The following is a 19,018-nucleotide window of genomic DNA, read 5'->3' on the forward strand; positions in this document are numbered from 1 at the left end:
CCCACCGGATGCATCGGCTTCGGCAGATCCGACACGCCATCGCGCATCCGCATGCCGTAACCGCCGCAGAACAATACGACCTTCACGCGATCACCTCGAGCGCCGGAATCGGGAACACCAACTGCCCGCCCCATTCGCGGACATAGGACAGCTGGTCGATCAGCTCGTCGCGCAGGTTCCACGGCAGGATGAGGACGTAGTCCGGCCGGTCCTTCGCGATCTGTTCCGGTGGGAGCACCGGAACACGCGTACCTGGGGTGAACCGCCCGTGCTTGTACGGGTTGCGGTCCACCGTGTACTTCAGCAGGTCGGGGCGGATGCCGCAGTAGTTCAGCAGGGTGTTGCCCTTGCCCGGCGCCCCGTAGCCGACCACCGTCTTGCCCGCGCGTCGCGCCTCGATGAGGAACGCGACGAGGTCGTCGCGCACTCGCGAGACCGCCTCGGCGAAACCGTCGTGGCCCTCGGCGGTGTGCAGCCCAGCCGCCTCCTCTGCGGCGAGGACCGCACGCACCCGCTCCGACGGCTCGCCTGCGATCTCGCTGGGCCGTGCCCACATCCGGATGGAGCCGCCGTGGGTGTCCAACAGTTCGACGTCGACGAGCGTGAGGCCGCCCGACTCGAGCGCGCGCTGGCCGGTGAGCAGCGTGTAGTACTGGAAGTGCTCGTGGTAGATCGTGTCGAACTGGGTGCGCTCCACGAGCGTCAGCAGGTGCTGCACCTCGATCGACACCCAGCCGTCGTCGGCCACCAGCGCCCGCAGCCCCTGCGTGAACCCGACGACGTCGGGGATGTGGGCGTAGACGTTGTTGAGGCAGACGAGGTCGGCCGGACCGTGCTCGGCGCGGACCGCGGCACCGGTCTCGGGGGTGAGGAACGCCGTGAGAGTGGGCACGCCCTTCTCCCGGGCGGCCTCGCCCACGTTGACCGACGGCTCGATGCCCAGGCAGCGGATGCCCCGCTCGACGACGTGCTGAAGCAGGTAGCCGTCGTTGCTCGCCACCTCGACGACGAACGATTCGGGGCCCAGGCCGAGCCGCTCGACGGACTCATCGACGAAGCGCTTCGCGTGCTCCACCCAGGACGTGGAGAACGACGAGAAGTAGGCGTACTCGGTGAAGGTCTCCTCCGGCGTGATCAGCGGAGGAAGCTGCGCGAGCAGGCACTTGTCGCACACCCGCACGTGCAGCGGGAAGGTGGCCTCGGGCCGCTCAGTGGCGTCCGCCGTGAGGAACAGCTCGCACGGCGGGGTGGCCCCGAGATCCAGGAAGCTTCTGAGCTCTGCCGAACCGCAGAGCCGGCACGTGACGAGGGGCGCGGCGGTTGGCGCGTCACCCGCATGAACTGCGTTCTCGGTCAGCACTGCGGCGCCCCCCAGATCGTGTCGCGCCGGTGGCGGTTCTCCAGTCTGCGCACGGGGGCCAGTGTTTCACGAACAGCCCAGCACTCCCCCGCGGGTGGGTCACCCGAGTGGGCCGCACGCGAGTCGACTCAGCACCCTGCTGGGCGCATACATGCAGGTCAAAGCGGTGGAATCGCCCGTAGCGCAGAAGCGAGGCTCACACTTCCTGGCTACTGAGCCGGGCGAGCCGCTTGGGAGTGGGCCAACGCACGTCGTAGGCCCAGCCGAACTTCTCGAATATCCAGATGAGCCGGGCCGAGATGTCGATCTGGCCAGGCAGGACGCCGTGACGCGCGCAGGTCGGGTCGGCGTGGTGCAGGTTGTGCCACGACTCACCCATGGACAGCACAGCGAGCGGCCAGAAGTTGTGCGACCGGTCACGCGAGCGGAACGGGCGCTTGCCGATCATGTGGCAGATCGAGTTGATGGACCACGTGACGTGGTTGGAGATCGCGAGGCGCACCAGCCCGCCCCAGAAGAAGCCGGTGAGCACGCCGACCCAGGACCACGAGATGAGCCCGCCCAGCACGGCGGGAAGCAACAGGCTGACCGCCACCCAGACGCCGAACGTCTTGCTCACGCGCACGATCGCGCGGTCGGCGAGCAGGTCCGGGATGAACCGCCGGTGGTTGGTCTCGTTGCGGTCGAAGAACCAGGTCATGTGGGCGTGCAGGAAGCCCCGCGCCACGGCCAGCGGCGACGTGCCGAACAGCCACGGCGAGTGCGGGTCGCCCTCGCGGTCGGAGAAGGCGTGATGGCGGCGGTGGTCGGCCACCCAGTTCAGGACGTTGCCCTGCACGGCCAGCGAGCCGGTGATCGCCATCGCGACCCGCAGCCACGGCTTGGCCTTGAACGACTTGTGCGTGAAGTGGCGGTGGAAGCCGACCGTGATGCCGAGGACGGCGGGCACGTAGAACACGACGAGGAGCACGAGGTCGTGCCAGTCCACCCCCCATCCCCACGCCAACGGCACGGCCACCACGAGCGCGACCATCGGCATCGCGACGAAAACCCAGATCAGCGAGTGCTGGAACGCGGTGCGCCGGCCGGAGATCACCGGGTTCGGATCCAAGGTCGGCCGACTTCCGTCGGCGTCCGAGACGGTGGCGGTCATGGGGCTCCTCGCGGATGAGTGTCTGGGGTGACGGCCGGGCGGCCCGCGCGGCCTGCAGACCGCACCCGTTCCGGAGGCTAGGTGATCAGGACCCGGCCACACAGCCCCCGCCACGGGAACAACAGGCGAATCGCCCGGTTCGCAGCGCGCTCCACCGCATACCCGGCTGTGGTCCGCCGCAACCGGTGTTCCCACTGCGTGACAGGATGAAGGCCTGTCCGCCGTGGTGTAACGGCAGCACCTCGGATTTTGGTTCCGATGGTCCAGGTTCGAATCCTGGCGGCGGAGCAGCAGGTCAGCGCCTCGCCGACCCCGTCATGCCGCACCGGCACGGGCGCCGGCAGCCGGCGTTCCGGGTTGCGCTCGACGGCCCGGCGGGGGTCGGGAGTGGCCCGGATTCGGGTCGCCCGAGCGGCGGCCGAGCCCGCGAGCGGTTTTCGTCACAGGGATGAGATGAGCGGGTGACATACCCGTGAAACCGGCACGACCAGCGACGATCCGGATACGGGGCGCCTCTGTCGCAGTCTCCGACGACCGTCAGAGTTCCGGCTTCTCGTCGTAGAGGACGTAGTGCTCGACCACCGGCGGCGCGGCCAGGAACTCACCCAGAAGCGCTACGTACCGGCTGTATCGATCGGTGCCCCGGAAGTTCTGCAGATGGGCGTCGCGCGACTCCCACTCCACCATCCCGACGAACCGGGTGGGGCTCTCCACCCCGCGAAACATCCGGGCCGAGAGGCATCCCGGCGTTCCGGTCAGAATTGCCTGCGCCTCGACGTAGCGGGCGGCGAAGTCGTTCTCGCTGCCCTCACGAATGTCGATCAGCGCGATCTCGCGGATCATGAAACCGACCCTACGCGCGGTCGGACCGGCGCCGTAGACGAACCGGGGCGGTCCCGCCTCACTCAGCGGGACCGCCCCGGGACGGTTGTGTCATGGATCGGTCGGTAGGTGCGGATCTGCTTACTGGTGTTCGTTACGCGAGTTCCGCTCGGCGATGGTGATCGCCTCGCGGGCCCCCTCAGCGTGGATGTTCACTCCCCTGCCTTGCTCGGCGATGGTGTTCGCTTCGCAAGCTCCCCTCAGCGCCCGTTCGGCGCCGGCGGCGGCTGGGGCGGTTCGGGCGGACGCCCGTTCCCCGTGCACCTCATGCCACTCCTCTGTTTCCCTACCAGCGGGGCCCCTATGACGGCAGGCCCCGGTCCGTCACTCCAGACCGGCGTCCAGAGTGATGGTGGTGCCGGCCAGTGCCTTGCTGACCGGACACCCTTCCTTGGCCGCGAGTGCGGCCTTCTCGAACCCGGCCGCGTCGAGTCCCTCGACCTCGCCGCGGACGGTGAGTGCAATGCCCGTGATCGCGAACCCGCCCTTGGGGTCCGGACCGAGCGTGACGTCGGCGGTGACGTCCAGCGACTGCGGCGTGCCACCGGCCTGCGCGATGAGAGCCGACAGCTGCATCGCGTAGCAGGACGAGTGGGCCGCCGCGATGAGCTCCTCCGGGCTGGTGGTGCCGCCGGCGTCCTCCGCCGTGCGCTTCGGGAAGCTCACGTCGTACGTGCCCACGCCACTGCTGGTCAGTTCGACCTGCCCGGCTCCCTGCTCGAGGGTGCCGTTCCAGGCCGTGCGGGCGGTGCGCGTGGGCATCGAAAGCCTCCTGAGAGCGGTCGTGATCTTCCTTGTGTGACAACCCCCGAGAACGAGCGAACTATCCGTCAGGCGCGGCCGGTGAGACGACCGGTGCAGGATGCACGGCGAACGGTCCGGCCGGACCGTGTGTCAGCCATTCGGGGTGGCCCACGGCCAGGAAGTCGTGCACTGTCCTCGCGCCGTTACGTGGCCCCACCGACCGGCTGTGAGACGTCCGTCCAGGTGCCGGCCGCAGCGATGGGCTCGACGGCGGGGCGCCTACCGACCCCGTAGGCTTTCCAGGTCCCCGACGCCGGCCCGGCGTGCCGTACCGCATCAGGTCGGTATCGCCGTCGGCTCGCCCCGGTGACCACCAGCAGTAGAACAGGGAGTGGGCTCCATGGTCGACAGTCACGAGCCCGGACGCACCGGCGACCACGCACCCGTACGCCCGGCCGCCGCGATCGTGCTGGCTGCGGGCGAGGGCACTCGTATGCGCTCGGCCGTGCCGAAGGTCCTGCATCCGATCGCCGGCCGCAGCCTGCTCGGGCATGCGGTCCACGCGGTTGCCGCGTTGGAGCCCGAGCACCTCGTCGTCGTGGTCGGCCACGGCCGCCACCAGGTCGGCGACGCCGTCACCGCGCTGGGCGAGGAGCTCGCCCGGCCGGTGCTCGCGGCCGAGCAGGAGAAGCGCCTCGGCACGGGGCACGCGGTCCGGTGTGCGCTCGACGTCGTGCCGTCCACGATCGCGGGCCCGGTCCTCGTCACCTACGGCGACGTCCCGCTCCTCGACCCGCACACCCTCACCGACCTCATGGCCGACCACGCCAGGTCCGGGGCGGCACTCACCCTGCTCACCACCGAGCTCGCCGACCCCACCGGGTACGGCCGGGTGCTGCGCGAGTCGGACGGCACCGTCACCCGGATCGTGGAGGAGGCCGACGCCACGCCGGAGCAGCGGGCGGTCACCGAGGTGAACTCCGGGGTGTACGCCTTCGACGCCGAATACCTTCTCGCCACCATCACCAGGTTGCGCGCGGCCAACAGCCAGGGCGAGCTGTACCTCACCGACCTCGTCAAGATCGCGCATGACAACGATGTCGATGTCCGCGCCGTGCGCTGCAGCGACGGCTGGCAGGTACGCGGCGTCAACGACCAGGTCCAGCTCGCGGCCATCCGCGCCGAGCTGAACCGGCGCCTGCTCGATGGCTGGATGCGCAAGGGCGTCACGGTCGTCGACCCGGCCTCCACGTGGACCGACGTCGAGGTCCGGCTGGAGCCGGATGTCGTGCTGCACCCGCACACCCAGCTGCACGGCTACACGTCCGTCGCCGGCGGGGCCGAGGTCGGCCCGGACACCACGCTCACCGACTGCGAGATCGGCGCGGGCGCCAGGGTCATCCGGACGCACGGCACCGGCGCCACCATCGGCGCGGGCGCGTCGGTCGGGCCGTTCGCCTACCTGCGGCCGGGGGCACGGCTCGGCGAGCGCGGCAAGATCGGCACCTTCGTCGAGGTCAAGAACTCCGACATCGGCACGGGCACCAAAGTTCCGCATCTCACATATGTCGGCGACGCCACGATCGGCGAGTACAGCAACATCGGCGCGTCCTCGGTCTTCGTCAACTACGACGGTGTGCGCAAACAGCGCAGCGTCATCGGATCGCACGTCAGGACCGGTTCGGACAACACCTTCGTCGCCCCGGTGCACGTCGGCGACGGCGCCTACACGGGTGCCGGCGCGGTCGTGCGCGAGGACGTCCCACCGGGGGCGCTCGCCGTGTCCGCCGGGGCACAGCGCACGATCGAGGGGTGGGTCGAGAAGAAGCGACCCGACACCCCGGCCGCGGAGGCCGCCGCCAGGGCGGTCGACCGGGCGAACAATGGCGATGGAGGCACAGCACGGTGAGCGCGATGTCGGCAGTCCCGAAGAAGAACCTCATGCTCTTCTCGGGGCGTGCACATCCCGAGCTGGCCGAGCAGGTCGCCAAGCACCTGGACGTGACGATCACGCCCCAGTCGGCGTACTCGTTCGCCAACGGCGAGATCTTCGTCCGGTTCGAGGAGTCGGTGCGCGGCTGCGACGCCTTCGTCCTGCAGTCGCACTCGGCGCCGATCAACGACCAGATCATGGAACAGCTGATCATGGTCGACGCGCTGAAACGGGCCTCGGCCAAGCGGATCACCGTGGTCATGCCGTTCTGGGGCTACGCGCGCCAGGACAAGAAGCACCGGGGGCGCGAGCCGATCTCGGCCCGCCTCATCGCCGACATGTTCCAGGTCGCCGGTGCCGACCGGATCATGACGGTCGACCTGCACACCGCGCAGATCCAGGGCTTCTTCGACGGGCCGGTCGACCACCTCTTCGCGCTGCCGGTACTCGCCGAGCACGTCAAGCGCACCTACGCCGACTACCCACTCGCCGTCGTCTCCCCCGACTCCGGCCGCGTCCGGCTCGCTGAACGCTGGGCCGAGACTCTCGGTGGCACGCCGCTGGCGTTCATCCACAAGACGCGCGACCCGCGCAGGCCGAACGAGGCCGTCGCCAACCGCGTCGTCGGTGAGGTGGAGGGCAGGCTCTGCGTGGTCATCGACGACATGATCGACACCGGCGGCACCGTGGCCAAGACCGCCGAGGTGCTCCTCAACGAGGGCGCTCTGGACGTCGTCGTCGCAGCGACGCACGGCGTGCTCTCCGGCCCCGCACCCGAGCGTCTCGCCGCCTGCGGGGCCCGCGAGGTCATCTTCACCGACACGCTGCCGATCCCCGACGAGAAGCGCTTCCCGGCGATGACCGTGCTCTCCATCGCCCCTCTGCTCGCCGAGGCCATCCACCAGGTGTTCGACGACGGCTCCGTCACCAGCCTCTTCGACGGCAACGCGTAGGAACTCCGCGAATCACGCTCCGGTGCGGCCACGGCGGTCTCGATACACGGACAGCCGTCGGCCGTACCGGAGGTGCGTGGCGCACTCCGCGTCGTGATCCACAACTCCCTCGGAGCGACAGCCTGTCCGCGGACGTCAGCGGCCTGGGCGACACGGCATTGCGGGTACCTACAGCGCTTGAACGGCTCTACCAGCGGCATCCGACCGCATTCCCCGGGTCGGCGGACGCCCAGGAGCGGTCGAAGTCACCGCAGAGAGTGACGCCCGTAAGGGCGAGGGTCTGGCGAGGCGCGCGGTACGCGTCGCGTATCGTTGACGCCAGTTCCGCGGCGAGGGTGGGTGTTCCTTCTTTGCCCGCCGTTATCGACGCAGCCCCCGGCCCTGCCGGTCTGCCTCGCCGCGCGTCCATGTCGCAGCACGCTTGATCGAGGAGAAGTACCGTGGCCGAGGCCCGTATCGACGCCGAGACCCGCACGGAGTTCGGCAAGGGCGCCGCCCGCCGCACACGTCGCGCCGGAAAGATCCCCGCTGTGCTCTACGGGCACGGCACCGACCCGCAGCATCTCTCGCTCCCGGAGCTGGAGTTCAAGCGGGTCGTCCGCGAGCAGGGCCGCAACGCCGTGATCACGCTCAACATCGGCGGCCGCCCCCAGCTCGCGCTGACCAAGACGGTGGTCACCCACCCGATCCGCCCCTACATCGAGCACGTCGACCTGCTGGTGATCAGGCGGGGCGAGAAGGTCGCCGTCGAGGTCCCGGTGCTCATCGTCGGCGACGCCGCACCCGGCACCCTGGTCACCCAGGAGCTCAACAACATCGAGGTCGAGGCCGACGTCTCCAACATCCCGGAGCACGTCGAGGTGTCCGTCGAGGGCCTCGAGGTCGGCACCCAGATCCAGGCCGCTGACGTGCCGCTGCCCGAGGGCACCACGTTGCGCGCCGACGCCGAGATTCTCGTGGTCAACATCGTCGCCGCCCCGACCGAGGCGCAGCTCGAGGGCGAGATCGACACCGAGGGTGCAGGCGTCGTCGAGGAGGCCCCGCAGACCCCGGCGCCCGAGTCCACCGAGAGCTGACCATGACGCCGGGCCCCGCTCTGGTGGTCGGGCTCGGCAACCCGGGCCCCGACTACGCCGAGACCCGGCACAACGTCGGATTCCGCGTCGTCGAACTACTCGCGGCGCGGGCCGGCGGTGGCCGCTTCTCCCGGCACCGAACCAACTCCGACGTGCTCGAAGCCAGGCTCGCCGGGCGGCGGGTCGTGCTCGCCAAGCCGCGCACGTACATGAACGTCTCCGGCGGCCCGGTCGCCGGACTCGCGAAGTACTTCTCCGTGCCGATCGAGGATCTCGTCGTCGTCCACGACGATCTCGATCTCGGCTTCGGCGTGGTGCGGCTCAAGCGGGGCGGGGGCGAGGGCGGCCACAACGGCCTGCGCTCCATCAGCTCCGCGCTGGGCACGAAGGACTACCTTCGAGTCCGCTTCGGGATCGGCAGGCCCCCGGGCCGGCAGGACCCGGCCGACTTCGTGCTGAAGCGCTTCTCCGGGGCGGAGAAGAAGGAACTGGAGTTCGCCGTCGACCTCGCCGCCGACGCCGCCGAGGCCCTGCTCTCCGACGGCCTCGAGCCCGCGCAGAACAAGTTCCATGCCCTTTCGGGCTGACGCGCTGCGTCCTTGATCAACGGTTGGGGGCGCGGAGCCGTGCCGAGAGCGGCTGCGGGGCCCGAAACGGTGATCATGAACTGCGGCCCTGCGGATCAGCCACCACGGGGCGGCGGCCCGTGCCCATGATCAACGAATGGGGACGCGCAGCCGTGTGTCAAGCGGTCGCAAGGCCCGAAACAGTGATCATGGGACGGCTCCGGCTCGTCGGCAGCGGTCGCCGTCGCTCAGCGATACGCCAGGCCACCCCCTGAGCCGCCCCCGCACGGCCACGAGCTGGCGGCGCGACCCCGCGAGCACAACCCTCATGATCAGCAATTCGGGACGCGGAGCCGCGCCGAGAGCGGCTGCGAGGCCCGAACCGGTGATCATGAATCGCCCCGCGGCTCCTCGACCTCGACCGGCGCCCCCCGGGGCCGTCTCCAGGAACCCGCAACCATCCCGGTGCGGCTGCCAGTCCTCCGAAGCAACCCGCCGGGCGACGACATCTGCCCGGCGGCGGCGTGGTGGGACCCCATGATCAGCGGCCGGGGACCCGCAACCGCATCACGCACAGCTGCGCGCCCCGAAACAGTGATCATGATGCGCAGCCGCGCCTCGGACAGTCCCGCTGGGCCGCGGGCCGTCCATGATCAGCACTTGGGGACCCGCAGCAGCGCCATATGCGGCTGCATGGCCCGAAACGGTGATCATCGCCTGGAGCCGCGCCGTTGCGGCAGTGATCAGCGGCCGGAGGGCCCGAGCGCCCGGTGCGGCTGCCTCAGACGCGGGCCCGCAGCAGTTCGCCCGTGGCGGCTCGTCGCAGCTTGCCGGAGGGGGTCTTGGGCAGGGTGCCGGGGCCGAGCACCATGACCTCGGCCGGTCGCACCCCCACCGCGGAAACCACCTGGTGCGTGACGTCCTTGCGGATCACCTGCTCGGCTTCCGGGTCGCCTGCCTTGCGCGACTCGACCGCGACGAGGAACGACTCGCGGTGCATGGCGCCTTCCGTGCCGCTGAGCATCCGGACGGCCACCGCGTTGCCGGCGCGCACGTCGTCGGCCTGGGCCGCGGCACGCTCGATGTCGGTGGGGTAGATGTTGCGCCCGCCCATGATGATCACGTCTTTACGCCGGCCGCAGACCACGACCTCGCCGTTCACGACGTAGCCCTCGTCGCCGGTGTCGAGCCAGCCTTCCGCGTCCTGGGTGGCGACGGGGCCGTCGACGGTGAGGTAGCCGGGGGTCACCGACTCGCCGCGCAGCTGCAGCACGCCGACCTCGCGATCGCCGAGCACCGCGCCGTCGTCGCCCACAACTCGCACCTCGATGCCGAGGAGCGGCGGCCCCAGCTTCGGGAAGCGGCGCCGGGGCTCGCCGGTCGTGGGCTCCGCTCGCCGGTGTTCCTCCAGCTGCTGGGCGTCGATGTGGTCGACCTCCAGCCCCGTGGCGAGCGGGGCGAAGGACACGCCGAGCGCCGTCTCGGCCATCCCGTAGGCGGCGACCACCGACTCCGGTTGCAGGCCGAAGCGGCTGCCCGCCGACGTGAACGCCGCCACGGCGTCCGGGTCGATGGGTTCGGCGCCGTTGAGGGCGATCCGGAGCGACGACAGGTCGAGCGACCCCTCGTCGGCGCGGGCGAGCTGCCTGCCGAGCACCGCGTAGGCGAAGTTCGGCGCTGCGGTGACCGTGCCGCCGTACTTCGAGATGAGCTCGGCCCACAGCAGCGGGCGGGTGAGGAAGTCGACTGGTGTGACGCTCACGAGCTCGAGCCCCGTGGTCATCGGGACCGTCAGGAACCCGACCATGCCCATGTCGTGGAAGAGCGGGAGCCACGACACCATCACGTCGCGGCTCACGTCGAGCGCGGAGGCGTGGACCATGCCTGCGATGTTGGAGTGCAGGTTGCGATGGGTGATCCGCACCGCTTTCGGCTCCGCCGTGGAGCCGCTCGTCAGTTGCAGGAGGGCGGTGTCGTCCTCGGCGGCGGCCGCGGCGTCGGGAGCGAAGTCGTCGCCGCCCGCGTCGAGCGACTCGATGGTGCGGTAGGCGATGCCGCGTTCGGCGAGCACCGGCGCCAGCCCGTCGAACGGCGCGCCGAGCAGCACGAGCTTCGCGTCGATCATCCGTAGGACGGACACGGTGTCCTCGGCCCAGGAGGCGAGGTCGGTGCGTGCAGTCGGCTGGTGGAGCATCGTGACGCTGCCGCCGGTGAACCACACGGCCTGGGCGACGGGGGCGATCGACCCCGGCTCACCCGCGAGGACCCCGACTGCGGCCCCCCGCGGGAGACCGGGCACGTCCTCGCTGCCCATGACCAGCGCGGCCGCCATCCGCCGCGCGACGGCGTGCACGTCGGCCCACGGTCGCCGCACTGCCGTCCTGGGCTCGCCGGTGGTCATCCCTTTGGTGGAACGGGTGGCGGAGTCCAGCAGCATTGCCAGGAACCGGGACATGGTCAAGAGCTTACGGTCTCCACGACCGCGCGACCGTCCGGCGGGTGAGTCGAGCGGCCGGAACGACGGGCCGGGCGGTACTAGCATCCAGGGGTGGCCGATCACTCCGCAGACCGCCTTCCCGCACTCGTCACCGCAGCCCTGCCCGGCGCGCGCGCCGACCTGGAGAGGCTGGTCCGCATTCCGAGCATCTGGGCCGACCCGTCCCATGCGGAGGACACCCGCCGCAGCGCCGAGGCCGTCGCCGAGCTCGCCAGGGGCGCCGGCGCGGCGGACGTCACAATCATCGCGGCCGACGGTGGCGCTCCCGCCGTCGTCGCGCACTGGCCCGCTCCTGAGGGCGCACCCACCGTGCTGCTCTACGCGCACCACGACGTCCAGCCCACCGGCGGCGACGAGCACTGGACGAGCCCGCCGTTCGAGCCGGCCGAGCGGAACGGCCGTCTCTACGGCCGGGGCGCGGCCGACGACAAGGCCGGCGTGATGACCCACCTCGCGGTGCTGCGCGCCTACGAGGGCAAGCCGCCGGTCGGGGTCACGTTGTTCATCGAGGGTGAGGAGGAGTCCGGCTCCCCCACACTGAGCGCCCTGCTCCGTGAGCACCGCGACGCTCTCGCCTCCGACGTGATTGTGATCGCAGACTCCTCGAACCCGTCCGTCGACGTCCCGGCCGTCACCACGAGCCTGCGCGGCCTGGTGAGCGTCATCGTCGAGGTCGCGATGCTGGAGCGCCCGGCGCACTCCGGGATGTTCGGCGGCCCGGTCGGCGACGCCCTCACGGCGCTCTGCCACGGGCTCGCCTCCCTCCACGACGAGAAGGGCGAGGTGGCCGTCCCGGGGCTCGTGCGCGGCAGCGCCGAAGGCCCCGACCTCGACGAGGCCACGCTCCGCTCGGACGTCGGGCTGCTCGACGGCGTCGAACTGCTGGGCTCAGGCAGCGTCCCGACCCGCCTCTGGCACAAGCCTGCGGTGGCCGTGCTCGGTATCGACGCGCCGCGTGTGGCCGAGTCGTCGAACGTGCTGCTCCCCCGCGCCCGCGCCTGCGTGAGCATGCGGCTCGCGCCCGGGGAGGACGCCCTGAAGGCGCAGCAGGCACTGGCCGAGCACATCGAAGCCAACGTGCCGTGGGGCGCGCAGGTCACCATCACACCGGAGTCCGGGGTGGCGGAGCCGTACTCGCTGGAGGCCACCGGCGCCGTCTACGACGCGGTGCGCCGGGCGTTCGCCCAGGCCTACGGCAACGAGGTGGTCGAGACCGGCGTCGGCGGGTCCATCCCGTTCATCGCCGAGTTCGCCCGTACCTTCCCGGGCGCCACGGTGCTCGTCACTGGCGTCGGCGACCCGGCCAGCCGTTGGCACGGCATCGACGAGAGCCTGGACCTGGCGATGTTCGGGAAGGCGGTGCTCGGCGAAGCCCTCCTGCTCGCCGAGCTCGCCCCGAGCACCCCCTGACCACGAGCGAACCACCTGGCACTCCCCGGGCACACTGACCTCGTGCGGATCACGCTGCTCGGTGCCGTGGAGGCGTGGCCGGAGGGCAGCGAGCAGCACCCGGTGTCGCTCGGTGGGCTGCGCCTGCGCGGGTTGCTCGCGCGGCTCGCGCTCGACGCCGGGCGACCGGTCGCCGTGAGCGAGCTGGTGGACGACCTGTGGGGCGATGCGCCTCCCGAGGGAGCCGTCAATGCGCTGCAGGCTCTCGTGTTGCGACTGCGCCGGGCGATCGGGGCCGATCTCGTGGACACCGCCGCCCGCGGTTACCAGCTGCGGGTGGATCCGGAGGCGGTCGACGCACTGCGGTTCGCGTCCATGCTCACCGCTGCGGACGCGGCCGATGACACGGCGGCGTATGCGCTTCTCGGCCAGGCCCTGGCGCTGTGGCACGGGCCTGCGCTCGCCGACGTTCGCGACCTGCCCTTCGCCGTGCCGGTGGCACATCGGCTGGCCGAGCGGCGGGCGCTCGCCGTCGAGCGGCGGGCCCGGCTCGCGCTGGAGCTCGGGCAGCCCGCCGACGAGCTCGACACCCTGCGTGCTCAGCTCGACGCCGCCCCGCTGCGCGAGAGCACGGCGGTGCTGCTGGCCCGCGGACTGCACGCCACCGGCCGGCAGGCCGACGCCCTCGCCGTGCTGGACAGCACCCGGGCGCGCCTGGCCGATGAGCTCGGCGTCGATCCGGGCGCCGATCTCGAGGCGGCGCGGCTCGCCGTCCTGCGCGGCGACGCCGCTCCCGCGCGGGTGACCGCGCCGGCGCCCATTTCCTCGTCGCGCCCGCCGGCCGCCCCGCTGACCAGCTTCATCGGCCGGACGGTCGACGTCGAACGGATCCGTGCACTGCTCGGCACCGCCCGTCTGGTGACGCTCACCGGGCCCGGAGGCGCGGGGAAGACACGCCTCGCGCGGGAAGCCGTCACGGTCGGCGGCGTGGAGACTCAGGTCGCCGAGCTCGCCGCGCTGACCGCCCCGGAGCAGCTGCCCGCCGCGGTGCTCGCCGCGGTCGGAGGGCCTGAGCTGCTGCTTCGTATCCAGGACGACACCGGCCCACCGACGACGGCGCGGCTCGTCACGGCGCTGGGTGGCCGCGAGCTGGTCCTCGTCCTGGACAACTGCGAGCACCTGGTGGACGGCGTGGCTGTGCTCGCGGAGACGCTGCTGGGCGCGTGCCCGCTGTTGCGGGTGCTGGCCACCAGCCGCGAGCCGCTCGGAGTTCCGGGCGAGGTGCTGCACCCCGTCGAGGCGCTGGCACCGGTCGACGCCGTCCGGCTCTTCGTCGACCGGGCGGCGGCGGTCAGTCCCGGCTTCGACCTCGGTGCCGACGTCGAGCCGGCTGTCACCGAGATCTGCCGCAGGCTCGACGGCCAACCGCTGCCCATCGAGCTGGCGGCGGCACGCCTGCGCTCGCTCACGCCGCAGGAGATCGCCGCACGTCTCGACGACCGGTTCCGGCTGCTCACCTCTGGTGCCCGGACGGCGCTGCCCCGCCACCAGACGTTGCGCGCGGTCGTCGACTGGAGCTGGGACCTGCTCGACGAACCGGAGCGGGCAGTGGCGCGCCGGCTCGCCGCATTCGCGGGCGGAGCCACCGCTGTTGCTGCGGAGCGGGTCTGCGCCGGCCCGGCAGGCCCCGCCCCGGGCGAGGTGTTCGAGTTGCTCGCGGCGCTCGTCGACAAGTCGCTGGTCGTCGCGATCCCGCAGAACGGCAGCACGCGCTACCGGATGCTGGAGACGATCAGGGAGTACGCGGGCGAGCGTCTCGACGAGGCAGGTGAACGGGCGGTCACCGAGGCGGCCCATGCCGCTGTCGTGCTCGAGCTGGCGGAAGAGGCCGAGCCCCACCTTCGCGGAAAGGAGCAGCTCACGTGGCTGGTGCGGTTGCGGGCAGAGGCCGACGAGATCGACGTCGCGCTGCGCCGGGCGGTTGCCGCAGGTGACGCGGTCACCGCGCACCGGCTCGTCGCCGCGATGGCGTGGGCCTGGATCGTGCGCGGGCTGTTCGACGAGGCCGTGCGATGGGTGGAAGCCGTCCAGCCGCTCACCGGTCCGATCCCGGTGCGGGCTCATGCCATGAACACCGCCTATCTCGCACTGGTCGGCGTCGCACGTGGCGATCTCCCGGCGGCGGAGCGCGCCGTCGAGGCGGCCCTCACGCTCGCCGCGGGTGTTCCCCGCCCGCTGCCGGCCGTGCTGGCACTGATGGGGCCGGTGTACGCGCTGTTCGCCGGCTCCGATCCGGGGCCGATCACGCAGCTCTCCGAGGCGGACGCTGATCCGTGGGTGCGCGCCTTCGCGCTGCAGACGCAGGCCCAGATCGCGGGCAACGACGGCCGGCTCGACGATCAGCGCCGGTACCTCCGCGCGGCGCACGAGTTGTTCGCCGCCACGGGCGACCGCTTCGGGCTGGGCATCGTCGTGCACGCGCTGGGCGAGCTGGAGGACATCGCCGGCGAGCACGACGCAGCCGCCCGCGCGTACGACGAGGCGATCGCACTCGCACGTGAGCTGGGCAACGACGACGACCTACCCCAGTTCATGAGCAGGCGAGCGACACTCGCGGCCCGCCGCGGCGACGTCGCCGCCGCACGGACGATGCTGCAGCGGGCGAGCACCATGGCGCGGGGGCCGTTCGGATCGGCGGGACTCCTGTCGATCTCGTTCGCGCACGTCGAGCGCCTGGCAGGGGACGTCCAGGCAGCACGGGCCCACCTCGACGACGCCGTCACCGACCTCGGCAAGGGCGGCAGCGGAGCACCGCAACGCGCGGCATACCTCGCGATGACGCGGGCGGCGGTCGAGCTCACCGCGGGCGACCAGCCGGCGGCACGGGCGGCGCTCACCGACGCCGTCGCGGCGGCGGTGGAGAGCCGGGACGGCCCCATCGCCGCGGGCGTGGCCGAGGTCGCAGCGCTGGTCACGCTCGCCGAGGGTGACGCGGAGTGCGCCGGCCTGCTGCTCGGGATCGCGGCCGCCCAGCGTGGGGCCATCGACCGGGGCAATCCGGAGGTGATTGCCGCCCTCGACCGCGTGCGCGACGCGCTCGGTTCCGCCGCAGCGCAGGACGTGATGCGGCGCGGCCGAGAGCTGCCGCGCGACGAGGGGCTGGCGGTCCTCGCCGAGAAGACCGCCCAGCCGATCTGAAAGCCCGACCGTCCCGCCACGGCCCCTCGACGCGGCGGGACGGGCCGTGCCGGTCAGGTCCGGCGCTGGTAAAGCGCCACCGCCAGGGGCGCGAAGATCGCGACGACGACCGCAGCCGCAATCAGAGAGGCAGTAGCCGGCGCCGCGACGGGGCCGCCGGTGAGCAGCCCACGCACCGCGTCCGCGATCTTCGACACCGGATTGAGCTCGACGAACCAGCGCAGCCACGAGGGCATGGTGGAGGCCGGGACGAACACGTTGCTGCCGAACGTGATCGGCAGCATGATCAGCGCGCCGAGACCCTGAACCGACCGGGGCTCCTTCACGACCATCGCCAGCGCGGTGAAGACCCAGCACAACGCGAACGCGAACACCATCACCAGGCCGAGCGCGGCCACCACGGCGACCGGGCCGGTGGCGAACCGGAAACCGAGGATCACGCCGAAGACCAGCATGATCACTCCCGAAGCCAGGTAGCGGACGAGGTCCGCGCCGATCGCACCGAGCAAGGGAGCGGTGCGCGAGATCGGCAGGCTGCGGAACCGATCGAAGATGCCGGTGTGCAGGTCGTCGGCGAGTGCCACGCCCGTGCCTGCGGAGGCGAAGACCACGGTCTGCACGAGCACGCCGGGCAGCGCGAACTGCAGGTAGGTGCCGGTGTCGCCGGAGATCGCGCCGCCGAAGACGTAGACGAACAGCAGCAGGAAGATGATCGGCTGCAGCGTGACGTCGATCAGCGCCTCCGGCGAGTTGATCGTCTTGACCACTCCGCGCCAGACGAGCGTGGCGCCGTGGCGCAGCGCGGACGGGATCCGGCGAACGGGCGTTCCGCCCGCGCTCCCCGTCCGATGGGAGGTGGCCGGTCGTGCGTCGGTAGCGGTGCTCATGCGGCCTCCTCGGTCGCGGCGGCCGGGCCTGCCACCCGTCCGGTCAGGGTCAGGAAGACGTCGTCCAGGCTCGGCAGCCGCAGACCCAGCTCGGCGACCGTGACGCCGGCCTCGTCGAGCCGGGCCCCGGCCCGGTGCAGCAGTCCGGAGTCGACGGCCGGCACGATCAGCTCGCCACTGGCGTCGATGGTGGGCTCGAGGCCGGGGGCCAACTCCGCTATCAGCGCGGTCACCAGCGGCAGGTCGGCCCGGTGCATCGGCCGCACGTGCAGCCGCTGTCCGCCGACCTCGGCCTTCAGGGTGGCGGGGGTCCCGGCGGCGATCACCCGCCCCCGGTCGAGGACCACGAGGTCGTCGGCGAGCTGGTCGGCCTCCTCGAGGTACTGCGTGGTCAGCAGCACGGTCACGCCGTCGGCGGCGAGAGCGCGCACGCCGTCCCACACCTCGTTGCGGTGTCGGGGGTCGAGCCCGGTGGTCGGCTCGTCGAGAAAAAGCACCTGGGGACGGCCGATCAGGCTCGCGGCGAGGTCGAGCCTGCGCCGCATTCCCCCCGAGTAGGTGCGGACGCGCCTGGCCGCCGCCTCGGCCAGGCCGAACCGCTCCACCAGTTCGGCGGCGCGGGCGCGTGCGGTGCGCCGGGGCAGGTCGAGCAACCGCGCGACCAGTACGAGGTTGTCCGTGCCCGACAGCGCCTCGTCCACAGCGGCGTACTGCCCGGTCAGCCCGATCTGCCTGCGGACGGCGGCCGGCTCGGTGACGACGTCGTGCCCGAGCACACTCGCGCGACCTGCGTCGGGTCGCAGCAGGGTGGAGAGCACTCGCACGGTAGTGGTCTTGCCGGAGCCGTTGGGGCCGAGCAGACCGAGCACGGCACCCCGGCGCGCGACGAGGTCGACGCCGGCCAGCGCGGCCGTCCCGCCGAAGTTCTTGACCAGGCCCTCGACCTGGATGACTGATTCCATGACCGTGACGCTGCGCCAGGCCGCTGATACGCCACCTATATCGCGCTGATGCGCCCCTGATACGGCCTCAGGCGATCTCGGGTGCTGCTCGGCGGGTTCCGACCGGCCCGCCGCCTCCGTCGATCAGCGGTGGGCCGGTCGCCCAGTGCGGTGCCCCCCTCCGGGTCCCCCGACCCGGCCGCACCTCTTCGACGTTAGAGGAGATGCCCATCGGGCGGATCGGTCGAAAGATTGATCTCAGCCCGCCGGAGGTCGGAGCCCGTCCCGCAGTACGGCGTAGACGCGCTGCCGCAGTTCGGGCTCAGGGTCGGCGCGGACCACATACAGCATGGCTTTGAGCAGGGCGATCAGATCCTTGACAGTGATCTCGCCGCGAACGGCCCCGGCTGCCTGCGCCCGCGCCAGCAGCACGCCGAGCGCGTCCTGCATCTCGGCCACCGCTTCGGCGACACCCTCCGCTCCCGCTCCGGCGAGAGCATCGGGAAGGTCACGTTTACGTTCCGCCTCCTCGGCGAGGCGGGCGAGGAACCCGTCGAAGGCCGCACCGGGATCGACAGCTGTGGCCCGGGCTCGCGCGTCCGCCGCGAGCTCCTGCACGCGGGCGAGCGACACGGCCTCGAACAACGCCTCCTTCGTAGGGAAGTGCCGGTAGACCGTGCCCGGACCGACGCCGGCCGCGTTGGCGATCTCGTCGAGCGGGACGTCGTACCCGCGCTCGGCGAACGCCGCGGCAGCAGCAGCCAGCACTCGTTCCCGGTTACGGCGGGCGTCGGCCCGGAGCGGTCGCTCAGCCACACGGCCCCCTCTGGCTAAGCGGGGCGCTCGTTCCGTATAGTCGAAGCGGGGTCACCGTTCCGATTCTAGGGAGGATTCATGAGCCGTAGTCCGCGGGAAGTCGTCGATCAGGTGCGCCGCATGGTGGCAGGTGAGGGCGTCACGTTCGCCGACCTCTTCGCCATAGACGGTGTGCTCCGCTACCCGTTCGCCCCGCCCGGGATGCCGCGCGAGCTGCACGGGCGGGACGCGATCCGCGCCTACCACGGCGCCGCGTCCGACCGGCGCGCGATGCTCGAGATCGAGGATGTCGACGTGGTGGTCCGCGAGACGGACGACCCGGAGGTCGTCGTTGCGGAGATCGAGCACCACGGGCACTCCCACGCCACCGGCGGCCCGTACCGGTTCCGCGCGCTGGGCGTGATCCGGGTGCGCGACGGCGAGATCGTCTCTTACGACGACTACATGGACCCGATCGCTATGGCCGCGCTGCTCGGGCGGACCCCTGATCTGGTGGCCGCGCTCGCGTCCTGATCGCGGGCCGTGCGCGGATGCGGTACTCCCGCATCCGCGCACGGCCTGGACGAGTAGTTCCTCATTGCGTGGCAGCCGGGGAGAAGGCAGGTGGGTGTTCAAGAACCGGT

General features: G+C 71.5%; 15 protein-coding genes, 1 tRNA gene and 1 pseudogene. 8 read left to right on the top strand and 9 right to left on the bottom strand.

All coding sequences use genetic code 11. From position 1 onward, the window contains the following. From ABD743_RS43140 to ABD743_RS43150, 3 genes and pseudogenes are all read right to left on the bottom strand, one after another. Window positions 1-86, bottom strand: a pseudogene (locus ABD743_RS43140) (glucose-1-phosphate cytidylyltransferase); the annotation flags it as partial. After that, a complete protein-coding gene (locus tag ABD743_RS43145) occupies window positions 83-1,360 on the bottom strand; it encodes a class I SAM-dependent methyltransferase (RefSeq protein WP_344730298.1) in 1,278 nt (425 codons plus the stop codon). The pseudogene ABD743_RS43140 and the gene ABD743_RS43145, both read right to left, overlap by 4 nt. 196 nt (window positions 1,361-1,556) lie before the next feature. Next, window positions 1,557-2,513 (bottom strand): acyl-CoA desaturase, encoded by a 957-nt coding sequence (locus tag ABD743_RS43150; RefSeq protein WP_344730300.1) that lies wholly within the window; start codon window positions 2,511-2,513, stop codon window positions 1,557-1,559. 217 nt (window positions 2,514-2,730) lie between these two features. On the opposite strand from ABD743_RS43150, the gene ABD743_RS43155 reads away from it, so the two are divergent. Next, window positions 2,731-2,801: transfer RNA gene (locus ABD743_RS43155), tRNA-Gln, on the top strand. 249 nt (window positions 2,802-3,050) lie between these two features. Here the strand turns inward: ABD743_RS43155 and ABD743_RS43160 are convergent. Next, on the bottom strand, window positions 3,051-3,356 hold the full coding sequence (locus ABD743_RS43160; RefSeq protein ID WP_344730302.1) for an antibiotic biosynthesis monooxygenase family protein: 306 nt from the start codon (window positions 3,354-3,356) through the stop codon (window positions 3,051-3,053). Window positions 3,357-3,719: 363 nt separating this feature from the next. Then, window positions 3,720-4,157 carry an OsmC family protein gene (locus tag ABD743_RS43165; protein ID WP_241043146.1) on the bottom strand — a complete coding sequence of 146 codons (438 nt, stop codon included), beginning with the start codon at window positions 4,155-4,157 and terminating at the stop codon, window positions 3,720-3,722. A 382-nt stretch (window positions 4,158-4,539) separates the two neighbouring features. On the opposite strand from ABD743_RS43165, the gene glmU reads away from it, so the two are divergent. The 4 genes from glmU (at window position 4,540) to pth (ending at window position 8,688) form a co-directional block, all read left to right on the top strand. Next, window positions 4,540-6,048, top strand: a complete 1,509-nt coding sequence (glmU, locus tag ABD743_RS43170) for a bifunctional UDP-N-acetylglucosamine diphosphorylase/glucosamine-1-phosphate N-acetyltransferase GlmU (RefSeq protein ID WP_344730303.1) — start codon at window positions 4,540-4,542, stop codon at window positions 6,046-6,048. Window positions 6,049-6,053: 5 nt separating this feature from the next. Further along, on the top strand, window positions 6,054-7,025 hold the full coding sequence (locus ABD743_RS43175) for a ribose-phosphate diphosphokinase (RefSeq protein WP_344730304.1): 972 nt from the start codon (window positions 6,054-6,056) through the stop codon (window positions 7,023-7,025). Between the two features lie 440 nt (window positions 7,026-7,465). Next, window positions 7,466-8,101, top strand: coding sequence for a 50S ribosomal protein L25/general stress protein Ctc (locus ABD743_RS43180; RefSeq protein WP_344730306.1), 636 nt, complete (start codon window positions 7,466-7,468; stop codon window positions 8,099-8,101). Between the two features lie 2 nt (window positions 8,102-8,103). Next, window positions 8,104-8,688 (top strand): aminoacyl-tRNA hydrolase, encoded by a 585-nt coding sequence (pth, locus tag ABD743_RS43185; RefSeq protein ID WP_344730307.1) that lies wholly within the window; start codon window positions 8,104-8,106, stop codon window positions 8,686-8,688. Between the two features lie 760 nt (window positions 8,689-9,448). Here pth and ABD743_RS43190 read toward each other — a convergent pair. Further along, a complete protein-coding gene (locus tag ABD743_RS43190) occupies window positions 9,449-11,122 on the bottom strand; it encodes a fatty acyl-AMP ligase (protein ID WP_344730309.1) in 1,674 nt (557 codons plus the stop codon). A gap of 93 nt (window positions 11,123-11,215) precedes the next feature. Between ABD743_RS43190 and ABD743_RS43195 the strand changes: the two genes are divergently transcribed. Next, window positions 11,216-12,574, top strand: a complete 1,359-nt coding sequence (locus tag ABD743_RS43195; protein WP_344730310.1) for a dipeptidase — start codon at window positions 11,216-11,218, stop codon at window positions 12,572-12,574. A 42-nt stretch (window positions 12,575-12,616) separates the two neighbouring features. After that, entirely contained in the window at window positions 12,617-15,751 is a 3,135-nt protein-coding gene (locus ABD743_RS43200) for an ATP-binding protein (protein ID WP_344730311.1), read from the top strand. A 53-nt stretch (window positions 15,752-15,804) separates the two neighbouring features. Here ABD743_RS43200 and ABD743_RS43205 read toward each other — a convergent pair whose 3' ends face one another. The 3 genes from ABD743_RS43205 to ABD743_RS43215 all read right to left on the bottom strand — a co-directional run bounded on the left by ABD743_RS43205 (window position 15,805) and on the right by ABD743_RS43215 (window position 18,395). Next, window positions 15,805-16,638 carry an ABC transporter permease gene (locus ABD743_RS43205; protein WP_344730312.1) on the bottom strand — a complete coding sequence of 278 codons (834 nt, stop codon included), beginning with the start codon at window positions 16,636-16,638 and terminating at the stop codon, window positions 15,805-15,807. Further along, window positions 16,635-17,600 carry an ATP-binding cassette domain-containing protein gene (locus tag ABD743_RS43210; RefSeq protein ID WP_344730314.1) on the bottom strand — a complete coding sequence of 322 codons (966 nt, stop codon included), beginning with the start codon at window positions 17,598-17,600 and terminating at the stop codon, window positions 16,635-16,637. Before ABD743_RS43210 ends, ABD743_RS43205 begins: the two co-directional genes overlap by 4 nt. A 237-nt stretch (window positions 17,601-17,837) precedes the next feature. Next, complete coding sequence (locus ABD743_RS43215) at window positions 17,838-18,395, bottom strand: TetR/AcrR family transcriptional regulator (RefSeq protein WP_344730315.1); 558 nt, start codon at window positions 18,393-18,395, stop codon at window positions 17,838-17,840. A 78-nt stretch (window positions 18,396-18,473) separates the two neighbouring features. On the opposite strand from ABD743_RS43215, the gene ABD743_RS43220 reads away from it, so the two are divergent. Next, a complete protein-coding gene (locus ABD743_RS43220) occupies window positions 18,474-18,908 on the top strand; it encodes a nuclear transport factor 2 family protein (RefSeq protein ID WP_344730317.1) in 435 nt (144 codons plus the stop codon). The last annotated feature ends 110 nt before the right edge of the window (window positions 18,909-19,018 follow it).

The organism is Pseudonocardia yunnanensis, from assembly GCF_039534065.1.
Classification (GTDB): domain Bacteria; phylum Actinomycetota; class Actinomycetes; order Mycobacteriales; family Pseudonocardiaceae; genus Pseudonocardia; species Pseudonocardia yunnanensis.